This is a genomic window from Sanguibacter sp. A247, from assembly GCF_052324925.1.
In the GTDB taxonomy this organism is placed as follows: Bacteria; Actinomycetota; Actinomycetes; order Actinomycetales; family Cellulomonadaceae; genus Flavimobilis.
The window spans coordinates 79,779-95,047 of record NZ_JBQPRE010000005.1; the positions used below are offsets into that span (position 1 = coordinate 79,779).

Genomic DNA, 15,269 nt, shown 5'->3' on the forward strand with positions numbered 1-15,269 from the left:
GGGCATGTCGCCGAGCACCTCTGAGGACTTCGTCCACCTGCACGTCCACACGGAGTACTCGATGCTCGACGGCGCGGCGCGCGTCGGTGACCTCATGAAAGAGGTCGAGCGTCAGGGCCAGGCGGCGATCGCGACGACCGACCACGGCTACCTCTTCGGGGCCTTCGACTTCTGGCGTCAGGCGACGGCCACGGGGATCAAGCCGATCCTCGGGGTCGAGGCGTACGTGACCCCGGGTACGAGCCGCTTCGACCAGACCCGGGTGCGTTTTGGCGTCCAGGGTCAGGAGTCCGACGACGTCTCGGCGCGTGGGGCGTACACCCACATGACGATGTGGGCGCGCAACAACGAGGGTCTGCACAACCTCTTCCGCGCGTCGTCGTACGCGTCGCTCGAGGGGCAGATGGGCAAGTGGCCGCGCATGGACCGCGACCTGCTCGAGCGCTACTCGGGGGGTCTCATCGCATCGACGGGCTGCCCGTCGGGCGAGGTCCAGACGCGGCTCCGGCTCGGCCAGTGGGACGAGGCTGTGCGTGTCGCGGGCGAGCTGCAGGACATCTTCGGCAAGGAGTACTTCTACGTCGAACTCATGGACCACGGGCTGGACATCGAGACGCGCGTGTCCGCGCAGCTCCTCGAGCTCTCGCAGAAGATCGGCGCCCCGCTCCTTGCGACCAACGACCTCCATTACGTGCGCGAGGAGGATGCTGCGAGCCAGGAGGCGCTCCTTGCGATCAACTCCGGCTCGGCGCTCACGGAGCCGACGTACGAGCAGGGTGGCAACCGCTTTGCCTTCCAGGGCACGGGCTACTACGTGAAGAGCGCCGCCGAGATGCGGCGGCTCTTCGCCGACCACCCCGAGGCGTGCGACAACACCCTCCTCGTCGCGGAGCAGTGCGAGGTGTCGTTCGACACCTCGGCGAACTACATGCCGAACTACCCTTGCCCTCCGGGCGAGGATGAGACGAGCTGGTTCATCAAGGAGGTCGAGACCGGCCTCCGCGTGCGCTACCCGGACGGCATCCCCGACGATGTGCGCCGTCAGGCTGACTACGAGGTCGGCGTCATCGTTCAGATGGGCTTCCCCGGCTACTTCCTCGTCGTCGCGGACTTCATCAACTGGGCGAAGAACAACGGCATCCGTGTCGGGCCGGGCCGTGGTTCGGGAGCGGGCTCGATGGCCGCCTACGCGATGCGCATCACCGACCTCGACCCGCTGCAGCACGGCCTCATCTTCGAGCGGTTCCTCAACCCCGAGCGCGTCTCGATGCCCGACTTCGACGTCGACTTCGACGAGCGTCGGCGGGGCGAGGTCATCCGGTACGTCACCGAGAAGTACGGCGAGGACCGCGTCGCGCAGATCGTCACCTACGGCACGATCAAGGCCAAGCAGGCTCTCAAGGACTCCTCGCGTCTGCTCGGTTTCCCGTTCGCCATGGGCGAGAAGCTCACCAAGGCGATGCCGCCCGCGATCATGGGCAAGGACATCAGCCTCACGGGGATCTTCGACCCGTCGGACAAGCGGTACCACGAGGCCGACGAGTTCCGGCAGATCCACACCGCCGACCCAGACGCACAGCGCGTCGTCGAGATGGCGCGTGGCATCGAGGGCCTCAAGCGCCAGTGGGGAGTCCACGCGGCCGGCGTCATCATGTCGAGCGACCCGCTCATCGACATCATCCCGATCATGCGGCGGCCCCAGGACGGCGCGGTCATCACGCAGTTCGACTACCCGACGTCCGAGGGCCTCGGCCTCATCAAGATGGACTTCCTCGGCCTGCGCAACCTCACGATCCTTGACGATGCGCTCGAGAACATCGTGATGAACGGCAAGGAGCCGCTCGTCCTCGAGGACCTCGAGCTCGATGACGTGGCGAGCTATCAGCTCCTTTCGCGCGGTGACACGCTCGGGGTCTTCCAGCTCGACGGCGGTCCCATGCGGTCGCTCCTGCGCCTCATGAAGCCCGACAACTTCGAAGACATCTCGGCGGTCCTCGCGCTCTACCGCCCGGGCCCCATGGGCGTGAACTCGCACACGAACTATGCGCTGCGCAAGAACGGGCTCCAGGAGATCACCCCGATCCATCCGGAGCTCGCGGATCCTCTCTCGGAGATCCTCGACGGCACCTACGGCCTCATCGTCTACCAGGAGCAGGTCATGGCGGCCGCGCAGAAGGTCGCCGGGTTCTCGCTCGGTCAGGCCGACGTGCTGCGGCGGGCCATGGGCAAGAAGAAGAAGTCCGAGCTCGACAAGCAGCAGGCGGACTTCTTCGCGGGCATGACAGCCCACGGCTTCTCCTCCGAGGCGCAGCAGGCGTTGTGGAACGTCCTTGAGTCGTTCGCCGACTACGCCTTCAACAAGGCGCACACGGCCGCGTACGGGCTTGTCTCGTACTGGACCGCGTACCTCAAGGCGCACTACCCGGGTGAGTACATGGCTGCGCTCCTCACGAGCGTGCGCGACGACAAAGACAAGTCGGCGCTCTACCTCGGTGAGTGTCGACACATGGGCATCACGGTGCTCCCGCCCGACGTCAACTCCTCGGCCGCGAACTTCACCGCGGTCGGAGCCGACATCCGCTTCGGGCTCACCGCGATCCGCAACGTGGGCGCCAACGTCGTCGACGCGATCGTTCGTGCGCGCGAGGAGAAGGGGGACTTCACCTCGTTCACCGACTTCCTCGACAAGGTTCCGGCGGTCGTGTGCAACAAGCGCACGATCGAGTCGCTCATCAAGGGCGGCGCGTTCGACTCGCTCGGCCACACGCGTCGCGCGCTCGTCATGGTCCACGAGCAGGCGGTCGACGCCGTGATCGGCGTCAAGCGCAAGGAGGCCGAGGGGCAGTTCGACCTCTTCGCCGACTTCGGAGGTGCGGACGAGGACGCCGTCGGCTTCTCGGTGGAGGTCCCGGACCTGCCCGACTGGGACAAGAAGCAGCTCCTCGCCTTCGAGCGCGACATGCTCGGGCTCTATGTGTCCGACCACCCCCTCTCGGGCCTCGAGCACGTTCTCGAGCGTGCTGCCGAGACCTCGGTGGCGAGCCTCATCGCCGACGAGGCGCGGCCTGACGGCTCGACGGTCGTCATCGCGGGGCTCATCACGGGGCTCCAGCGCAAGATGTCGAAGAACGGCAACCCGTGGGCTGCGGTAACCATCGAGGACCTCGAGGGCTCGATCGAGGTGATGTTCTTCGGCGAGACCTACACGGCCTACTCGACCGTGCTCGCAGAGGACCAGATCGTCGTGCTGAGAGGCCGCGTGCGTCGCCGCGACGAGTCGATGTCGCTTCAGGCGATGGAGCTCTCGTTGCCTGACCTCTCGGTGGGTCCCGACGCTCCCGTGCGCGTCGTCGTGCCGGAGTCGCGGTGCACACAGTCGGAGATCGAGAAGCTGCGCGAGATCCTTCGGGCGCACCCGGGATCCTCCGAGGTCCACATCCGTGTGACGCGACCTGGGCGTGCCACGCTCCTGCGCGCTGCTGACCGGTTCCGGGTCGACCGCACCCCTGCGCTCTTCGGCGACCTCAAGGTCCTCTTCGGTCCGAGCTGCCTCGGCTGACGCCGCGCGCACCGGTCCGTCCACCATCGCTCCCTCCCGAAAGGCCATCGTGCGCTCCCTCACCCCTGAGCAGACGATCTTCCTCACTGAGCGGCACCTCGCCACGCTCACGACGCTGCGTGCCGACGGCACGCCGCACGTGGTTCCCGTCGCGTTCACGTGGGACGGGGACGCGCACCTCATCCGCATCACGACCGAGCGCACGAGCGTCAAGGCGCGCAACATCGCGCGCGGTGACGGTGCAGGTGGCCCGGCACGGGTGGCGATCTGTCAGGTCGACGGCGGACGGTGGCTGACCGCCGAGGGCACGGCGACCGTCTCGGACGACCCGGCCGAGGTTGCTGAAGCCGTCCGTCGGTATGCCGTGCGCTACCGGAAGCTGGAGGACAACCCGGAGCGCATCGTGCTGCTCGTGCGCCCTGACCGTGTGCTCGGGTCGGGGTACATGACGCGGTGAGGCGCGGTCATGCCCGACGCTCGTCTGTCAGGGGGCGGCGCGGGCGCCTGCGAGAATGGATCCATGCACGACGTGACGATCCGCGATGAGTCCATCCGCCTCGGCCAGTTCCTCAAGCTGGCTGACCTTGCCGAGTCCGGAGCCGAGGCGCGTGACCTCGTGACCGAGGGTGAGGTACGCGTCAACGGAGAGTTCGACACGCGCCGTGGACGTCAGCTCGTCCCCGGTGACGTCGTCGAGGTCGCGGGGCCCGGTGGGACCCGATCGGCGCGCGTCGTACGCGACGCCTGATCCCCGGCCCAGCCGCGTCCGCTCGGCGAAATCCAGTGCAGCCTGTGTCCCGTGAGGGCTAGGCTCGAGCGGTGATCAACCGTCTGGACCTGCGTGGTCGCTCCCTGTCCGCCCGTGAGCTTGCTGCGGTTCTGCCGCGTCCCGAGGTCGGCGTCGAGGACGCGACCCGGGTCGTCGCCCCCGTCGTGGAGGACGTGCGTGCGCGCGGCGCTGCAGCGCTGCGTGACTACGCCGAGACGTTCGACCGGGTCCGGCCCGAACATCTTCGGGTGCCCGCTGAGGCGATGACGGCGGCGCTCGCCAGCCTCCCGACCGAGCTCCGCGCGGCACTCGATGAGACGATCGCGCGGGTCCGCGCGGTCCACGCGGCCCAGCGACCCGCCGACTTCACTGTCGACGTGGCCCCGGGGGCGACCGTGCGTCAGCGGTGGATCCCCGTCCAGCGCGTCGGCCTCTATGTTCCTGGCGGTCTCGCGGTCTACCCGTCCTCGGTCATCATGAACGTGGTCGCGGCTCAGGAGGCCGGGGTTGCCTCGCTCGCGGTGACATCCCCGCCCCAGGCTGTCGATGGCGGGCTGCCGAACGCGACGATCCTCGCGGCGTGCGAGCTCCTCGGCGTCGAGGAGGTCTACGCGGCAGGTGGCGCACAGGCCATCGCGATGTTCGCGTACGGCGCGGTCGGCTCCGAGCCGCAGGACGGCGAGATCCTCGCCGAACCGGTTGACGTCATCACAGGCCCGGGCAACGTCTATGTTGCCGCGGCGAAGCGGCTCGTCCGGGGCGTCGTCGGAATCGATGCTGAAGCCGGGCCGACCGAGATCGCGATCCTTGCGGATGCGACCGCTGACGCCGAGCACGTTGCGGCCGACCTGCTGAGCCAGGCGGAGCACGATCCGATGGCGGCGTCGGTGCTCGTCACGGACTCCCTCGAGCTGGCGGACGCGGTCGAGGGTGCGCTCGCACGGCGGTCCGCAGCGACGAAGCACGTCGAGCGTGTTGCGACGGCTCTCGGCGGCCCGCAGTCGGCGATCGTCCTTGTCGACGACATCGAGCAAGGTCTTGCGGTCGTCAACGCCTACGGCGCCGAACACCTGGAGATCCAGACGGCCGACGCGGCTGCGCTCGCGAACCGTGTGACGAGTGCGGGAGCGATCTTCGTCGGCGCCTACTCGCCGGTTCCGCTCGGCGACTACATGGCGGGCTCCAACCACGTTCTTCCGACGGGTGGCTGCGCGCACTACTCGAGCGGCCTCGGGGTGCACTCGTTCATGAGGGCCGTCCAGGTGGTCGACTACTCGCGTTCCGCGCTCGAGGAGATTGCCGGTCGCATCGTGACCTTCGCTGACGCGGAGGACCTTCCTGCGCACGGTGAAGCGGTGCGCGCGCGCTTCGAGAGCTGAGATGTCGCCCGATCTCGCAGCCGCCCAGGCGATGTGGCGGGCGTACGCCGCATCGGGAGCTGTCCCAGCGGACACCCGCCCTGTGGGCATCGAGTCTTTTGGTGACAGTCCGCGTCTCGCAGACGAGCTCCTCCACCTTGTGCTGACGGGGGCCAAGCGTGGCACGGCGACGCTCGAGGCCGAGGTGACCGCGGGTGGAGAGACCGCGCCCGCTGTGGATGATCACTGGGTGATGTGCGACGGCGCTGGCATGCCGCGGTGCGTGCTGCGCACGACGACCGTCGAGGCTGTGCGGTTCGACGAGGTCGACGAGGACTTTGCCCGGGCCGAGGGTGAGGGTGACCTCTCGCTCGAGTCATGGCGTGAGGGGCACGAGCGATACTGGAAGCGCGCCGCGGTGCGTCTCGGGGTGCCGTTCGGTCCGGGCAGCATCGTCATTGCTGAGCGTTTCGTCGTCGTGTGGCCGCCCGAGGTCGCTGACCACTGAGTCCGCGACCGATCGCCGGACGGAACTGGCGGACGTGAGGTGGGAGACACGCGCCTCTGGGGCGGCTCGAGCAGGGTCAGGAGAGCCTGAGCAGGGTCCTCACGTTGCGCGTCGTCGTGCTGGCGAACTTCTTGCGGGCGAGCGTCTTCGCGAGCGGGGTCGTGAGGGACGAGCCGCGGGGGCAGCGCCACCACAGTGCGTCGAGGCCGACGGCCGCGAGCCGTGCTGCGAGCTCTGCCGGTGGGTGCTGCCAGCTCTCGATGAGATCGCCAGCCGGCTCGTCGCGCTCGGCGCCTCCGACGAGAAATGCGGCGGCGACGACCGAGCAGGCCTCGGTGCGTCCCGTGCGCATCCGTAGCTCGGTGACGCGCTCCTGGGCTGCGGCATTCGCGGCGAGGGCATCGTCGAGGGTCCGGCGCGAGGACGCGCGAGCACGCACCTCGGCGAGGCGGCTGCCTTCGGGGGCGTCGATCGACGACGGGCCGGGGGCAGCCGTGGGCTCGGGCGTGGTCGCCTGCGGGGGTGGAAGCTCTGCTGAGGTCGGCTCGGGGGCCTGGGGCTCGAGGTCCAGCGCTGCTGCGGTCTCCTGCGCGAGCTGGTCCTGCGTGAGTGCTGTCGCCTCACGTAGCAAGCCGGGCTCGGTCGAGAACGCGACGTAGATGTGCCACGCGTCGTCGCCCACCCACGGCGCGCCGGCAGCGAGGTCCTCGATGAGCTCGAGCGGGACGAGCGCGATGTGCGCGTCGAAGTCGAAGTGTTCGCTGACAGCCTTTTCGAGCTCTGCGCGCACCTCGGCGTGCGGCCGCTCGGATCCGACGTCGAGCAGGACGTTGCCGCTCGCGAGGACTGTCCGGACCTGGCTCGCACCGGTGCGCGTGATGACGTCGCGCAGCTCGTACATGGCGATCGTGCGCCCTCCGACGTTGACGCCCCGCAGGAGTGCGGCGAGCCGGACATCGGTGGGGGCAACTTCAGGTGCGGGCATAGGGCGAGGCTAGCGCGACGGCGTCCGGCCGTCCTCATCGGTGACCGTGATAAAGACGGCGATCACCGTGCGTGCGCGGCGGTGTCGATGCGTGGGCAAGGGCTGGCCTAGGCCTGCGCGAGGACGAACGGCAGGACGGCGGACGCCCCGGCCTGGCGCAGGAGCCGGGCTGCGACCGTGAGGGTCCATCCGGAATCGGTGTAGTCATCGATGAGCAGGACGCGCCTGCCGGGCAGACCGGTGCGTGCGGCGTCGGACAGTGCAGGGCGCAGGCGCTGGACGACCCCCGCGAGGCGCAGTGCCGAGTTGACGTCGTGCCTGCCCGCTGTGGTCCCGGGCTCGGGCACGATCTCGCCCACCACGGGCTTCGACAGGTAGCGGCCGAGGCCATGCGCCAGGTGGCTGACGAGCGCGGGGCGGGTCGCCGAGGCGATGAGGACGATGCCGTCGACCGTCTGGACGTCGGACCATTCGTCGAGCACGCGGGCAGCTGCCGTTCGTAGTGCACGGGGCACCTCGCCGTCGGGTGTCGACGGCGCGAAGAGCTCTCGGAGCGGCGCGGACCACCCCAGGCCGTCGAGGCGCGCGACGGCACGCCCCGGCTCGGCGAGCTCGTCCGCTCCGAGACGTCCCGAGAGGTCGACCCCGAGCGATGACATGCCGCTCGGCCACTGGCGGCGCGTGGTGATCTCGATGCCAGGCCGGTCCATGCGCTCACGCGCTGCGGACACGGCGCTGTGGTCGGGCAGGGGAGGCAGCGACATGGAGGCGCAGCGATCGCAACGACCGCAGCGCCAGGAGGGGGCGAGGTCAGGATCGTCGAGCTGTGCTCGGAGGAAGGCCATGCGGCAGCCTTCGGTGCGCTGGTAGTCGAGCATCGCCTTCTGCTCGTGCTGCCGCGCCTGCTCGACGCGCCGGTAGCGGTCGGCGTCGTAGTGCCAGGTCTCACCGGTTGCCGTCCAGCCGCCGCGGACGCGGCGCACCGCGCCGTCGACGTCGAGGACCTTGAGCATGGTCTCGAGGCGCGACCTCTTGAGGTCGACCCGCGTCTCGAGCTGGGGGAGTGACATCGTCGCGCCCTCGCCGAGGGCGTTGAGAACGGTGCGCACCTGCTCCTGTGCGGGGAACGCGAGCGAGCCGAAGTACTCCCAGATCCGTTGGTCCTCCTCACCAGGCGCGAGGACGACGACCGCTCGGTCGACGCCGCGTCCTGCGCGTCCGACCTGCTGGTAGTACGCGATGGGTGAGCTCGGTGCGCCGAGGTGGATGACGAAGCCAAGGTCTGGCTTGTCGAAGCCCATGCCGAGGGCGCTCGTGGCGATGAGGGCCTTGACCCGGTCGCCCTTGAGATCAGCCTCGAGCTGCTCGCGTTCTGCGGAGTCGGTGCGTCCCGTGTAGGCCTTGACCGCGAGCCCCGCGCCGCGGAGCTGCTCGGCGACCTGCTCAGCGGCCGAGACGGTGAGGCAGTAGACGATTCCCGAGCCGTCGAGCTCGGCGAGCGCAGAGATGAGCCATGCGATGCGTGTGGGCTGGTCGGTGACGGGCAGGACGGCGAGGTGGAGCGACTCGCGGTCGAGGGCCCCGCGCAGCACGAGGACGTCCTCGCCCGCGGGGGAGCCTGCGTGCACCGCGAGCTGTTCGGCGACGTCGCGTGTGACGCGCTTGTTCGCGGTTGCGGTTGTGGCGAGCACGGGGATCCCTGCGGGCAGGTTGGCGACGAGGTCGCGGATGCGGCGGTAGTCGGGGCGGAAGTCGTGGCCCCAGTCGGAGATGCAGTGGGCTTCGTCGACGACGACGAGGCCCGCGTCAGCGGCGAGGCGTGGCAGGACGGTGTCGCGGAAGTCCGGGTTGTTGAGGCGTTCGGGCGAGCACAGGAGGACGTCGACCTCGCCCGCGGCGATCTTGTCGTGGATGTCATCCCATTCGGTGACGTTCGAGGAGTTGATCGTCACGGCGCGGATTCCAGCGCGTTCGGCGGCTGCGACCTGGTCGCGCATGAGTGCGAGAAGGGGGGAGACGATGACGGTCGGGCCTTCGCCCGCCTCCCGCAGGAGGGCGGTTGCGACGAAGTACACGGCCGACTTGCCCCAGCCCGTGCGTTGCACGACGAGAACGCGACGCTGGTGGGCGACGAGTGCTTCGATCGCTGTCCACTGGTCCTCGCGCAGCTGCACGTCGTCGCGCCCGACGAGCCTGCGCAGGATCGTCTCGGCGGCGTCGCGTCCGCCGACGTCCGGGTCGGAGCGCGGCACGCGGGGGCGGGGGACTGGCGTGGCTGCGGGGCGGGGCGCGGTGCGCACGACGGGCGTCGGGTCCCAGGGCTCCTCGGGCGGGACGTCGTCAAGGTCCGCAGGCGGTTCGATGAGCGGCACACCCTCGTCGTCCCAGACGACGTCGGGTGCCGCTGGCACGTGCTGCGCGTCGGGGCGTCCCGCGGGCTGGGCCGCTGGAGTGGCGTCCGGAATCCTTGCAGGGGGCGTGGGCTCTGTCGCAGCCGTCGCAGCCGACGCGGCCGACGTAGGCGCTGCCTGCGCGGCCGGCTCGTCCGGGACCCGTGGCTCAGGAGCGAGGGCCGACCCGTGCGACCAGGCGGGTGCCGCCTCGGGGTCGTCGGGCGCGTGGGCGAGGGTCCGGGCATCGAGCGCGCTCGCACCCCACCCGGGGCCCGTGTCCTCGATGTGTCGACGCGGACGCCCCTCGAGGAGCGACCAGTCCGGCTCGGCACCCCAGCGTCCCGGTGTGCCACGACGCGGCTCGTCCGCGGTCTGCTCCGGCGCCGTTGCTGCGGCGATGCGCGGCTCGGTGCCGGACGGCGGCGAGCTGTCCTCGGGAGTGCGAGGGGCCCCGGTGTGCGGGGAGACGTCGGGGTGCTGGAGCTCGTCGGACATGGTTCCCAGCCTACGGACAGTCACCGACATGTGTGGCCTGCGCACGCACCTGCGGTGGACGGCACGTCGGAGCGCCCCGCCGGGGTCGGATCGACCGCGGCGTGCGAGGCGCCGGACGCCGCGTGCGACGGCCCAGAGCGTGGAATCAGATGCCGCCCGAGGTCGCCCGAGTCCTAGGATCGCCTCGTGACTACCCCCGACCGCGCACTGAGGTTGCCGATCCGTCCCGAGCTCGCGGACGAGGTGCCCTACGGCGCCCCCCAGCTCGACGTGCCCGTGCTCCTCAACGTCAACGAGAACCCGTACGCACCCTCCGCCGAGGTCGTCGAGTCCGTCGCGCACGCCGTCGCGCAGGCGACCGCGGGGCTCAACCGCTACCCCGACCGCGACTTCCTCGGGCTGCGCGGCGACCTCGCCGACTACCTGGCAGAGGAGTCTGGGGTCCGTCTCGGGGCCGAGCAGATCTGGGCCGCCAACGGCTCGAACGAGGTCATGCTTCACGTCCTGCAGGCTTTCGCCGGACCGGGGCGCACCGTGGTCTCGTTCGCACCGACCTACTCGATGTACCCCGAGTACGCGCGTGACACGCACTCGCGCTACGTCGTGGGACGACGCGAGGAGGACTTCACGCTCGACGCGGCGCACGCCGTCGGCATCGTCCGTGCGGAACAGCCGTCGGTCATCATCCTCACGAGCCCCAACAACCCGACGGGCACCGCGCTGCCCCTGGCCACGATCCGAGCGGTCCTCGACGCGGCCCTCGAGGTCGACGTCGACGGAGCACCGGCGATCGTCGTCGTCGACGAGGCCTACGCAGAGTTCCGGCGCGCAGGTGTGTCCAGTGCCCTCGAGCTGCTCGCGGAGTACCCCAACCTCGCTGTGAGCCGCACGATGTCCAAGGCGTTCGCGCTCGCGGGCGCCCGGGTGGGCTACCTCGCCGCTCGGACGGAGCTCGTCGACGGCCTGCGGGTCGTCCGCCTGCCGTACCACCTCTCGGCCGTGACCCAGGCGGTCGCGCGCGCCGCGCTCACGCACGCTCCGTCCCTTCTCGGCAAGGTGGCCGAGCTGCGTGAGGAGCGTGACGCGACGGTTGCGTGGCTCCGGGCCCAACGGGTCGACGGGCGTCCGCTCGCCGTTGCGGACTCGGACTCGAACTTCGTGCTCTTCGGAACGTTCCCCGACCGCCATGCCGTCTGGCAGGGCTTGTTGGATCGGGGCGTGCTCATCCGGGAGACTGGTCCCGATGGCTGGCTGCGCGTGTCGATCGGCACGCGTGAAGAGATGGTGGCGTTCAAGAACGCCCTCGTGGAGGTAGTTGACCTGTGACTGCGACCAAGCGCACCGCGCGTATCGAGCGCACGACGTCGGAGTCGAGCGTCGTCGTCGAGCTCGATCTCGACGGCAGCGGCCGCACCGAGATCTCGACGGGCGTGCCGTTCTACGACCACATGCTCACCGCTCTCGGCAAGCACTCGCTCATCGACCTCACGGTCCGGGCCGAGGGCGACACGCACATCGACGCGCACCACACGGTCGAGGACGTCGCGATCTGCCTCGGCGAGGCCCTCAGGACGGCGCTCGGTGACAAGCGTGGCATCGCACGTTTCGGTGACGCGCACGTGCCGCTCGATGAGGCGCTCGCGCGCGCCGTGGTCGACGTCTCGGGCCGTCCCTACCTCGTGCACGACGGTGAGCCGGCCGGGCAGGAGTACCACCTCATCGGCGGGCACTTCACCGGGTCGCTCACGCGCCACGTCCTCGAGTCGATCGCGCACCACGCGAACATCTGCTTGCACGTCACGGTGCTTGCGGGTCGTGACCCGCACCACATCGTCGAGGCGCAGTTCAAGGCGCTCGCGCGGGCGCTGAGGGCCGCCATCGCGTTCGACCCGCGGGTCGACGGCATCCCGTCGACGAAGGGCGCCCTGTGATGTCGCAGGACCTGCCCGACGACCTCTCGTTCGAGGTGCCCGACGACCTCTCGGGGCTCGATTCCCTCGGCTCGGCCCCCGAGCCGAGCATAGCGCTCCTGCTCACGCAGGTCGCTGGCGCGGAGCCGCTTGTCGCGCTGTGCGCGCTCGCGCAGGTGGCCGCTGACGTCGTCCCGAGCCGGATCGGTGCTATCGCGGTGCTGCGCGAGCGCGCCGGAACAGCGCCCCTCGAGGCCGCGTCCGCGGTCTCGGGCCTCCTGCAGGGCTCCGAGGTCGTGCTTGTCACGCGCTCGGGCTCGCAGCTGAGCGCGAGCCGCTGGGAGGGCGGGGAGCGCGGTGCCGACATTCCCGCTGGTCTCCTGCTCGACTCGGCTCCCGCCGACCTTGAGGACCTCATCCTCGGTGAGAAGACGATCGCTGACCTGCAGGGCGTCGCGGACTCGACGACGCTGTCGCGCCTCGGCGCGATGCGAGCGCTGAAGAAGATCGCCAAGAAGATGCGGAAGGAGCAGTGACCGCACGGAGCGTCGTCGTCCTCGACTACGGTTTTGGCAACGTGCGATCAGCTGTCCGCGCCCTCGAGCGGGTCGGGGCACAGGTCGAGCTGACGTCAGACCGTGACGCCGCGATGGCGGCCGACGGTCTCGTCGTGCCCGGCGTCGGCGCATACGCCGCCGTGATGGCGGGCCTGCGAGGCGTGCGTGGCGACTGGATCGTCGAACGCCGCCTCGCAGGTGGTTTGCCCGTGCTGGGCATCTGCGTCGGCCAGCAGGTGATGTTTGACGCGGGTGTGGAGCACGGCGTGAGCACCGAAGGGCTCGGCCAGTGGCCGGGCGTCGTCGAGCGGCTCGCGGCACCCGTCGTTCCCCACATGGGCTGGAACACAGTCGAGGTCCCCGAGGGCTCGCGGCTCTTCGCGGGGATCGAGGACGAGCGCTTCTACTTCGTGCACTCCTACGCCGCCCAGTCCTTCGCGTTGGGGACGGACGAGCCCGACGACACCCGCTTCCCGGCGCCGCGCGTCACATGGGCCGACCACGGTGGCCGATTCGTTGCTGCAGTCGAGAACGGCCCGCTTGCCGCGACGCAGTTCCACCCGGAGAAGTCCGGCGATGCGGGAGCCCAGCTGCTCTCGAACTGGCTCGGCACGCTGCGCTGAGCCGCAGTCATATTCCTCGGCGCGATCGCGCCTCGACAGTCCACGGAGTTGTCATGTCCGACCGTCTCGTCCTCCTGCCCGCCGTCGATGTCGTCGACGGCCAGGCTGTCCGTCTCACGCAGGGGGTGGCCGGGTCCGAGAAGAGCTACGGCGACCCGCTCGAGGCAGCGCTCGAGTGGCAGGCGGGCGGTGCCGAATGGCTGCATCTCGTCGATCTTGACGCGGCCTTCGGACGCGGCTCGAACGCTGAGCTGCTGCGGGAGGTCGTGGGCCGCCTCGACATCTCGGTCGAGCTCACGGGTGGGATCCGCGACGACGCTTCGCTCGAGCGGGCGCTCGGAACAGGAGCGGCGCGTGTCAACCTCGGCACGGCCGCCGTCGAGAATCCGGAGTGGACCGCGCGCGTGCTCGGCGAGTACGGCGACCGCGTTGCTGTGGGGCTCGACGTGCGCGGGGAGACGGTTGCGACGCGCGGCTGGACCGAGGACGGCGGCAACGTGTGGGAGGTCCTTGCGCGTCTCGACGCAGCTGGGTGCTCGCGCTACGTCGTGACCGACGTGACCAAGGACGGCATGCTCCAGGGCCCGAACGTCGAGCTGCTCGCAGAGTTTGCGCGTCGCGCGGCGGCGCCGGTCGTCGCCTCGGGTGGGATCTCGAGCCTCGATGACCTGCGGGCACTGCGCGCCCTCGTGGGCGTGGGTGTCGACCAGGCGATTGTCGGCAAGGCCCTGTACGACGGCGCGTTCACGTTGCCCGAGGCTCTCGACGTTGCGGGTCGGCTGTGAACGACCCCGTGGCGGGCAGCGATGACGTCGTGCGCGCTCCGGACGCCGACGGGCATGTCCGCGCTGTTCCTCAGCAGGTGGCTGCTGTGCGTGAGGGGGCGGATGGCCCGAGCGACTCGGCCGGTGTCCCTTGGGGCGGCCGGCAGCTGCGTGAGAACCCGTTCGCGGGCGATGACGGAACGGTTGATGCTGCCCTCGGTGCGGCGCTCGACGCACACGCGGCGGCGCCCTCCTCGGACACGATGGGGGCCGTGGTCGCGGCACTGGGTGAGGCTCGCGTGCTTGTGCCCGTGCTCGCGGAGCTCGAGACTGGCGTGACGTCGGATCACGGGGTCGAGGCTGACAAGGAGGCTTCGGCGGGCGTCGTCGCGCTTGAGGCCCCTGACGGCCGACGCGCGTTGCCCGTCTTTTCGTCGGTCGCCACGATGGCCGCGTGGCGCGCTGATGCGCGTCCGGTGCCGTCGTTCGCCTCACGTGCCGCGCTCTCGGCTGTTCAGGAGAACTGGTCGCTCGTCGTCGTCGATCCGGGCGGTCCCGTGACGGTTCTCGTGCCGCGACCTGCCGTATGGGCTCTCGCACAGGGCAAGCCGTGGCGTCCGGCGGTCGTTGGCGGCGTCGTCGACGACGAGGTGCGCGAAGCGGTGCGCGCGGCGTGCCTGCCCGCGCAGCACGTCGTGCGCGCGGACGCGGAGCCGGGCCGGTCGGCCGAGGTCGCCGTCGTGCTCGGGATCGACGCGGGCCTCGACCGCGCGGGCCTCGACGGGGTGCTGCGCTGGATCAACTCGGCGCTCGCCTCGAGCTCGGTGATCTCTGAGCGCGTCGATGCCCTCGAGATCCGCGTCGGCAAGGCCTAGACGTCTGGTTGCGCGTCAGCACCACGGCCCCGCGGGCGGAACTGCGGGGCCGTGGTGCTGTGGTGCTGTGGTGGTGACGGGCCGGGGCCCTGACGGGTTGTGGCGCGAGCTCAGGACACGTGGCCCGTGAGCTTCTCGCCCGGGCCCTCGCCAGGAGCGTCGGGGATGACGCTGGCTTCACGGAACGCGAGCTGAAGGGTGCGCAGGCCGTCGCGCAGGGAGCGGGCGTGCTGGCTACCGATATCGGGAGCCGACGTCACGATGAGGCCGGCGAGCGCGTTGATGAGCTTGCGCGCCTCGTCGAGATCGGTGAGGTGCTCCTCGCCCTCCGCGAGCCCGAGCTTGACCGCTGCGGCACTCATGAGATGAACGGCGGCGGTCGTGATGACCTCGACCGCGTTGACCTCGGCAATGTCGCGAACTGCCTGCTGGGTGACGTCGTCGTCGTGGGTGTGCTCGGTGCTCATGCCTCC

At 70.1% G+C, this 15,269-nt stretch carries 14 protein-coding genes; 11 read left to right on the plus strand and 3 right to left on the minus strand.

Annotated elements, in window-relative coordinates:
• The first annotated feature begins 4 nt into the window (after positions 1–4).
• The 5 genes from dnaE to ACTVCO_RS11405 all read left to right on the plus strand — a co-directional run bounded on the left by dnaE (position 5) and on the right by ACTVCO_RS11405 (position 6,194).
• Complete coding sequence (dnaE, locus tag ACTVCO_RS11385) at positions 5–3,559, plus strand: DNA polymerase III subunit alpha (protein WP_443728545.1); 3,555 nt, start codon at positions 5–7, stop codon at positions 3,557–3,559.
• A 49-nt stretch (positions 3,560–3,608) separates the two neighbouring features.
• Positions 3,609–4,016 (plus strand): pyridoxamine 5'-phosphate oxidase family protein, encoded by a 408-nt coding sequence (locus tag ACTVCO_RS11390; protein ID WP_443728546.1) that lies wholly within the window; start codon positions 3,609–3,611, stop codon positions 4,014–4,016.
• Positions 4,017–4,079: 63 nt separating this feature from the next.
• Positions 4,080–4,307: an RNA-binding S4 domain-containing protein gene (locus tag ACTVCO_RS11395; RefSeq protein WP_443728547.1), complete on the plus strand. Its 228-nt coding sequence runs from the start codon at positions 4,080–4,082 to the stop codon at positions 4,305–4,307.
• Positions 4,308–4,378: 71 nt separating this feature from the next.
• Positions 4,379–5,707, plus strand: coding sequence for a histidinol dehydrogenase (gene hisD, locus ACTVCO_RS11400; protein WP_443728548.1), 1,329 nt, complete (start codon positions 4,379–4,381; stop codon positions 5,705–5,707).
• Between the two features lies 1 nt (position 5,708).
• Positions 5,709–6,194 (plus strand): ASCH domain-containing protein, encoded by a 486-nt coding sequence (locus ACTVCO_RS11405; protein WP_443728549.1) that lies wholly within the window; start codon positions 5,709–5,711, stop codon positions 6,192–6,194.
• A gap of 76 nt (positions 6,195–6,270) precedes the next feature.
• On the opposite strand, the gene ACTVCO_RS11410 is transcribed toward ACTVCO_RS11405, so the two are convergent.
• Together ACTVCO_RS11410 and ACTVCO_RS11415 are read right to left on the minus strand one after the other, a co-directional pair.
• Positions 6,271–7,179, minus strand: coding sequence for a DUF1697 domain-containing protein (locus tag ACTVCO_RS11410; RefSeq protein WP_443728550.1), 909 nt, complete (start codon positions 7,177–7,179; stop codon positions 6,271–6,273).
• A gap of 107 nt (positions 7,180–7,286) precedes the next feature.
• Positions 7,287–9,431, minus strand: coding sequence for a RecQ family ATP-dependent DNA helicase (locus tag ACTVCO_RS11415; RefSeq protein WP_443728591.1), 2,145 nt, complete (start codon positions 9,429–9,431; stop codon positions 7,287–7,289).
• An 822-nt stretch (positions 9,432–10,253) separates the two neighbouring features.
• Here ACTVCO_RS11415 and ACTVCO_RS11420 point away from each other — a divergent pair.
• Genes ACTVCO_RS11420 through ACTVCO_RS11445 form a run of 6 tightly spaced genes read left to right on the plus strand, consistent with a single transcriptional unit; the run spans position 10,254 to position 14,796 of the window.
• Entirely contained in the window at positions 10,254–11,393 is a 1,140-nt protein-coding gene (locus ACTVCO_RS11420; RefSeq protein WP_443728551.1) for a histidinol-phosphate transaminase, read from the plus strand.
• Positions 11,390–11,998, plus strand: coding sequence for an imidazoleglycerol-phosphate dehydratase HisB (gene hisB, locus ACTVCO_RS11425; protein ID WP_443728552.1), 609 nt, complete (start codon positions 11,390–11,392; stop codon positions 11,996–11,998). Before ACTVCO_RS11420 ends, hisB begins: the two co-directional genes overlap by 4 nt.
• Entirely contained in the window at positions 11,998–12,513 is a 516-nt protein-coding gene (locus ACTVCO_RS11430; RefSeq protein WP_443728592.1) for a hypothetical protein, read from the plus strand. Before hisB ends, ACTVCO_RS11430 begins: the two co-directional genes overlap by 1 nt.
• On the plus strand, positions 12,510–13,157 hold the full coding sequence (gene hisH, locus ACTVCO_RS11435) for an imidazole glycerol phosphate synthase subunit HisH (RefSeq protein WP_443728553.1): 648 nt from the start codon (positions 12,510–12,512) through the stop codon (positions 13,155–13,157). The genes ACTVCO_RS11430 and hisH overlap by 4 nt, the downstream gene beginning before the upstream one ends.
• Positions 13,158–13,210: 53 nt before the next feature.
• Positions 13,211–13,942 (plus strand): bifunctional 1-(5-phosphoribosyl)-5-((5-phosphoribosylamino)methylideneamino)imidazole-4-carboxamide isomerase/phosphoribosylanthranilate isomerase PriA, encoded by a 732-nt coding sequence (gene priA, locus ACTVCO_RS11440; RefSeq protein ID WP_443728554.1) that lies wholly within the window; start codon positions 13,211–13,213, stop codon positions 13,940–13,942.
• Positions 13,939–14,796: an SseB family protein gene (locus ACTVCO_RS11445; RefSeq protein WP_443728555.1), complete on the plus strand. Its 858-nt coding sequence runs from the start codon at positions 13,939–13,941 to the stop codon at positions 14,794–14,796. Before priA ends, ACTVCO_RS11445 begins: the two co-directional genes overlap by 4 nt.
• Positions 14,797–14,906: 110 nt before the next feature.
• Here ACTVCO_RS11445 and ACTVCO_RS11450 read toward each other — a convergent pair whose 3' ends face one another.
• Positions 14,907–15,263 (minus strand): DUF1844 domain-containing protein, encoded by a 357-nt coding sequence (locus tag ACTVCO_RS11450; protein ID WP_443728556.1) that lies wholly within the window; start codon positions 15,261–15,263, stop codon positions 14,907–14,909.
• Between the last annotated feature and the right edge of the window lie 6 nt (positions 15,264–15,269).

Coding starts and splice junctions, on each gene's coding strand:
- dnaE (WP_443728545.1), top strand. CDS start 5: ATGTCGCCGAGCACCTCTGAGGACTTCGTCCACCTGCACGTCCACACG.
- ACTVCO_RS11395 (WP_443728547.1), top strand. CDS start 4,080: ATGCACGACGTGACGATCCGCGATGAGTCCATCCGCCTCGGCCAGTTC.
- ACTVCO_RS11405 (WP_443728549.1), top strand. CDS start 5,709: ATGTCGCCCGATCTCGCAGCCGCCCAGGCGATGTGGCGGGCGTACGCC.
- ACTVCO_RS11410 (WP_443728550.1), bottom strand. CDS start 7,179: ATGCCCGCACCTGAAGTTGCCCCCACCGATGTCCGGCTCGCCGCACTC.
- ACTVCO_RS11430 (WP_443728592.1), top strand. CDS start 11,998: ATGTCGCAGGACCTGCCCGACGACCTCTCGTTCGAGGTGCCCGACGAC.
- priA (WP_443728554.1), top strand. CDS start 13,211: ATGTCCGACCGTCTCGTCCTCCTGCCCGCCGTCGATGTCGTCGACGGC.
- ACTVCO_RS11450 (WP_443728556.1), bottom strand. CDS start 15,263: ATGAGCACCGAGCACACCCACGACGACGACGTCACCCAGCAGGCAGTT.